Origin of the sequence: Acinetobacter sp. UBA3132 (assembly GCF_002364825.1) — a bacterium.
Classification (GTDB): Bacteria; Pseudomonadota; Gammaproteobacteria; order Pseudomonadales; family Moraxellaceae; genus Acinetobacter; species Acinetobacter schindleri.
The window spans coordinates 1-4879 of sequence record NZ_DEZM01000153.1 but is presented as its reverse complement, the minus strand read 5'-3'; the positions used below and the strand labels follow the sequence as shown (position 1 = coordinate 4879).

Here is a 4879-nt window from a genome sequence, read left to right as displayed (position 1 = left end):
AAAAGTGGACTTTTGGTGAAAGATTGGCTGATAAAATTGCTTCTTTTGGTGGAAGCTGGTCATTTCTGATCTGTTTTACTGTTCTTATTACTTTCTGGATCGGAATGAATACGATGGTTATCGTAACCAAACCGGTTGATCCTTATCCCTTTATTCTTTTAAATCTGATACTTTCCTGTATTGCAGCGATTCAGGCACCGGTCATTATGATGAGCCAAAATCGGCAAGAAGCAAAAGACAGATTACGTTCCCAAAATGATTATCAAATTAATCTTAAAGCTGAACTTGAAATCCAGCATTTACATGAAAAACTCGATCATCTTCTTCAGCATCAGTGGGAAAGACTGGCCCAGATACAGGAAATACAACTCGATCTGCTTTCCGAGATGAGTAAGAAGTATTAAGTATAGGAGCCTGAAACCTTTGTAGTATTTAGTGGATTGAATACACATAAAAAAGCCCACATCAATGTGGGCTTTTCTAGCTAAATGGTTAAATATAATAACTGGTCTTGGTCATTAATTTAGAAATGCCGGTCATGGCAATTTTGACCGGTAAAGGCAGATCTACACCACCTGCTGCTAATGCTGTATCACGATGATGCAATTCATCTTCATTCATCTGTTCCAGAATACGGCGTGAACGCTCATCATGCGGTGGTAACTGGCTGATATGATGTTGCAAATGCAGGCTGACCTGACGTTCTGTTTCAGCAACAAAGCCAAGGCTGTATTTGTCGCCAGCAATTCCGGCAATGGCACCCATACCAAAAGAAAGACCGTACCAAACCGGATTCAGCAAGCTGGTATGACTCTCTAATTCTTTTAAACGATCTTCACACCAAGCCAGATGATCTTGTTCCTCAATTGCTGCCTGTTCCATTTCACGACGGACATTTGGCAGTTTGGCGGTCATCGCCTGACCATGATAAAGCGCCTGTGCACAGACTTCACCACTGTGATTCACCCGCATCAGACCAGCAACATGACGAGCATCAGAAACCGCCAGTTGGCTATCAGTATTTTCAGCAGGATTAGTGCGCTGTGCAGAAGTCGTACCTGGGACAAGACTACGTAATGCCTGATCAAAAGAATGAATGAGCTTATCGACACCTGTAAATTGACGCATGCATTAATCCTCCAATGATGTTTGTGCAGAGTTGATCATCGGTTTAAGGCGCAGTAATAACCATAAGGTAAATATGCCGCTTAAGACCGCTGTAATACAGAAAAGTATTTTAAGATCAAACTTTAAGACACTTAAAATGATAATCGAAAATATAGCAGAAGATACCATGAAAACAGCATTCAGAATGTTATTTGCTGCAACCACCCGCGCACGATGTGAGCGGGGAGAATGTGCCTGCATCATGGCATACAGTGGAACAATATAAAAACCACCACTGATACCCAATAAGGTCACGGCAAACATGACATGGTAATAGCTCCAGCCCTGACGGAATACATCTGCCAGACCCAGCAGTTCGCCAGTACGCTCAGGTATAAAGGCCATGCTGATAGCCAGATAAATAGCAAAGACGGTCAGTCCAACTGCACCAATTGGCACCATACGAATGTTGACTTCAGTCCCACCTAATCTACGGCACAGATAAGATCCCAAGCCAATCCCGATCGAGAAGAAAGTCAGCAGTAAACTTGCAACATTTTCAGAAGCATGCAGGTTCTGCAGGGTCAGTTGTGGAATCTGGGTTAAATAGGTCGCGCCGTAGAACCAGTACCAGGAGTTGCCAAGCAGAATCAGAAAGATCAAAGGCAGGCTTTTGGCATATTTCAGGGTTTGAAAACTGGTACGGAAAAAGTTCCAGTCAATTTGAATATCAGGTGCAGGAATGCTTTGCTTTAAAATAAAGCGGCTTGATAAATAACCGAGGATGGCAATAACCACTACGGTTAAGCTGATCCAGAGTAAATTGCCAGCCGATGCTGCAATCACCGCACCCCCCAGAATCATACCGAATAGGATCGCCAGGGAAGTTCCAGACTGAAAGAGTGCATTACCTGACATCAATTCCTCTTTCTTCAGCACTTCTGGCAAAATTGCATATTTAATCGGACCAAAGAAAGTCGATTGCGTCCCCATTAAGAACAGCGCAAACAGTAGAATCCATAGATTACCCATCAGGAAACCGATAGTACCGAGAATCATCACCACGATTTCCAGGATCTTTAAATAACGAATCAATTGGGAACGTTCATATTTATCGGCAATTTGTCCGGCAGTCGCAGAAAAAATAAAATAAGGCAAAATAAAGAGTAATGCAGCAAGATTATTTAAGGTGCTAATGCCCGCACTTTGCTGAATCCATCCATACGTAATGACCAGTAATAATGCCTGTTTAAATACATTATCATTTAACGCCCCGAAGAATTGCGTCAAAAACATGGGTAAAAAGCGACGAGAGCCTAACAAATGTTCGTTATTGTTCATATTGGACGTGCTACATTAAGATTTATTAAGAAATGTCAGTGATGCGTGAACATCTTGAAAAATCATGTAAGATACCTTTGACCACGGAAATGGCAAAATCCTATAGATTCAAGTTTCTTAGCTTATATTTTTCGGTCAAATAATCAATTAAAGAATGTATTTGTTTAGAGTTTGCTATGCCTGCAAAAATAAAATTTAAAGAAACGGTACTGAGTCAGAGCATGAGTCCACTCATATCTGCACCTACAGGCAGTCGCTTGTGCATGAGTATTTTCTTGATGATGTTGGCCCAACATGGCATGGCACAAACTCCAGAAACGGAAACGCCCGTGGCAGTTTCGCAGGCAGAAATGATTGATGAACTGTCTAAGCAGGCGGTGCAACAGGGGGTAGCTAATTCCGAAGAAGAAGCTGCCGAGAAAATTGAACAGGCTTTGCAGCCAGAAAATGAAATAGACAGCCTGGAAATGCTGCAACAGCAGGAACAGCAAGGCGCACAGCTGGATGTATTTAAGCCGATCGAGTTTGAAGACCTAGAAGAATTACCGGTTCAACCGATCGATCAGGCAATGGCGGATGAAATTTACCGCGTGGCTGAGCAAGCCAAGCAGGAAGCACAAAGCTATCGCCAGACCCAGCAGACAGAAACCGTAGTTGCCGATATCAGCCAGCAGGAACTGGTAGAAATCAATCAGGCACCAGTCAATGTTGATCAGCTGATGCAAAGTATCCAATCTGACAGCCAGATCATTGTGCAGGCGAATGAAACAGGCAGTACCTTGCCGGAAATTCCTCCACAACAACTTACGCCGGCAGATGACAAGAAACCGAATATTTTTAAACGACTCTTTTATAAAATTCGTCCGCCACGCCAGATCATGACAGCTAGTGTGCCGCGGATTGATGCAGACGTGGTTATATATAATGGTGAAAGCAGTACTCAAACGAGCAATGGATTAAGTTCGGCTGCACGTATACAGGCCTATGAAAACCTGGCAGAGAATATTGAAAATAAACTATCGAGTTTCACTCAGGAATCCTTTAGCGATTTCCCATCCGCATTGCCACAATTGCGTAGTCTGTCTAACCAGGCTGCTCAGGCAGTTGGCTTCTATAATACCGAATTCCGTTTTGAAAAACTTTCTGAATCACGTGTTAGGGTGCATGTGACTCCGAATGAGCCAGTCATCATTCAAAGCCAGAACCTGGAATTTACCGGTGCTGGTGCTGAGCAACCACAGTTCCAGGTGATTAGTGTATTGCCAGATCAGGAAGTGGGTGATGTGTTTAATCATGGTGAATATGAAAAAACCAAGGAGCGAATTGTCGAAGCAGCGAGTAATAACGGCTACTTCGATGCGCACTGGCGGCTGCATGATGTCAAGGTCGCACAGCCACAGAATACGGCAGAAGTAAATCTGCGTTATGAAACTGGCGATCCTTACAAACTTGGACCGGTGACCTTCCGGATGAGTGATCCGGATGAGGAATTCCCGCTAGATCCAGATATCTTGCAAAGTCTGGTGCCTTGGGAAGATGGTGCCGATTACCGTTTCTGGCGGGTAAACACACTAGCCAATAACCTGACTAACTCACGATATTTTAACTATACCCTGGTTGATGCGGTGAAACCGGACCCAGTCGAAGCGGAACTTGAACTGGCGCCTGATCTGCAATTGCTGGTCGATCAGCAAAAAATCTCTGAAGGGGTTTTGGCCCAGGAGAAAAAAGCCGAGGCTTCTTCCAGGGAAGTTACCCAGAACGTGGTTGATGAAAGCCAGTTTGCTGGTAGCCGTGAGGAAGAAAACCCAGATGTACGCGCCATGCGTACTGCGCAGGAAACCAAGGCCAATGAGCAGGAACGTTTAAAAGCCCAGGCACGTGAAGAGAAAGAGATTCCGGTAATTGTGACTTTGAATGCTGATAAGAAAAACAGCGCTGAAGTCGGTTTAGGTTATGGAACCGATACCGGGACACGTCTACGCGGACAGTACCGCCGTGCCATCGTTAACAAACGTGGACATTCTTTTGATGCCAACCTGGAGCTTTCAGGAATCCGTCAGTCTATTGATGGCCGCTATAATATTCCGTATAAACATCCGCTCAATGATTACATCAGTATTGTCGGTGGTTATGAGCGTGAAGAACGTGATGATGTTGCACAAGGCGATGGACTCTTGATCGAATCTGCCGTAATTGGTGCTGATCGTTATATTAAAAATCCACGAGGAAGCTGGCAGCATACTTATGGCGTACGTTATCGTCTGGATCAATTGACTCAGGACGGTACTGTGAATGCCGATGATATTCCGGATGCATTCCTGGTCAGTACTGCAGAAACCCAAGAGTCTTTATTATTCGGTTATGAAATCGCTCGTACCACCAGTGACCGTCGGGTAAACCCAACCAAAGGCTTTAGACAGACCTATAA

At 44.2% G+C, this 4879-nt stretch carries 4 protein-coding genes; 2 read left to right on the top strand and 2 right to left on the bottom strand.

Annotated features, from left to right (window positions below; all coding sequences use genetic code 11):
- A partial coding sequence (locus tag B4033_RS08545; RefSeq protein WP_286833189.1) for a DUF1003 domain-containing protein occupies positions 1 to 404 on the top strand: 404 nt, incomplete at its 5' end.
- A gap of 88 nt (positions 405 to 492) precedes the next feature.
- Here the strand turns inward: B4033_RS08545 and coq7 are convergent.
- Positions 493 to 1128 carry a 2-polyprenyl-3-methyl-6-methoxy-1,4-benzoquinone monooxygenase gene (gene coq7, locus B4033_RS08540; RefSeq protein ID WP_004815744.1) on the bottom strand — a complete coding sequence of 212 codons (636 nt, stop codon included), beginning with the start codon at positions 1126 to 1128 and terminating at the stop codon, positions 493 to 495.
- 3 nt (positions 1129 to 1131) lie between these two features.
- On the bottom strand, positions 1132 to 2448 hold the full coding sequence (locus tag B4033_RS08535; protein ID WP_286833188.1) for an MFS transporter: 1317 nt from the start codon (positions 2446 to 2448) through the stop codon (positions 1132 to 1134).
- A 176-nt stretch (positions 2449 to 2624) separates the two neighbouring features.
- Between B4033_RS08535 and B4033_RS08530 the strand changes: the two genes are divergently transcribed.
- On the top strand, positions 2625 to 4879 hold a 2255-nt coding region (locus B4033_RS08530; protein ID WP_286833186.1), incomplete at its 3' end, for an autotransporter assembly complex protein TamA.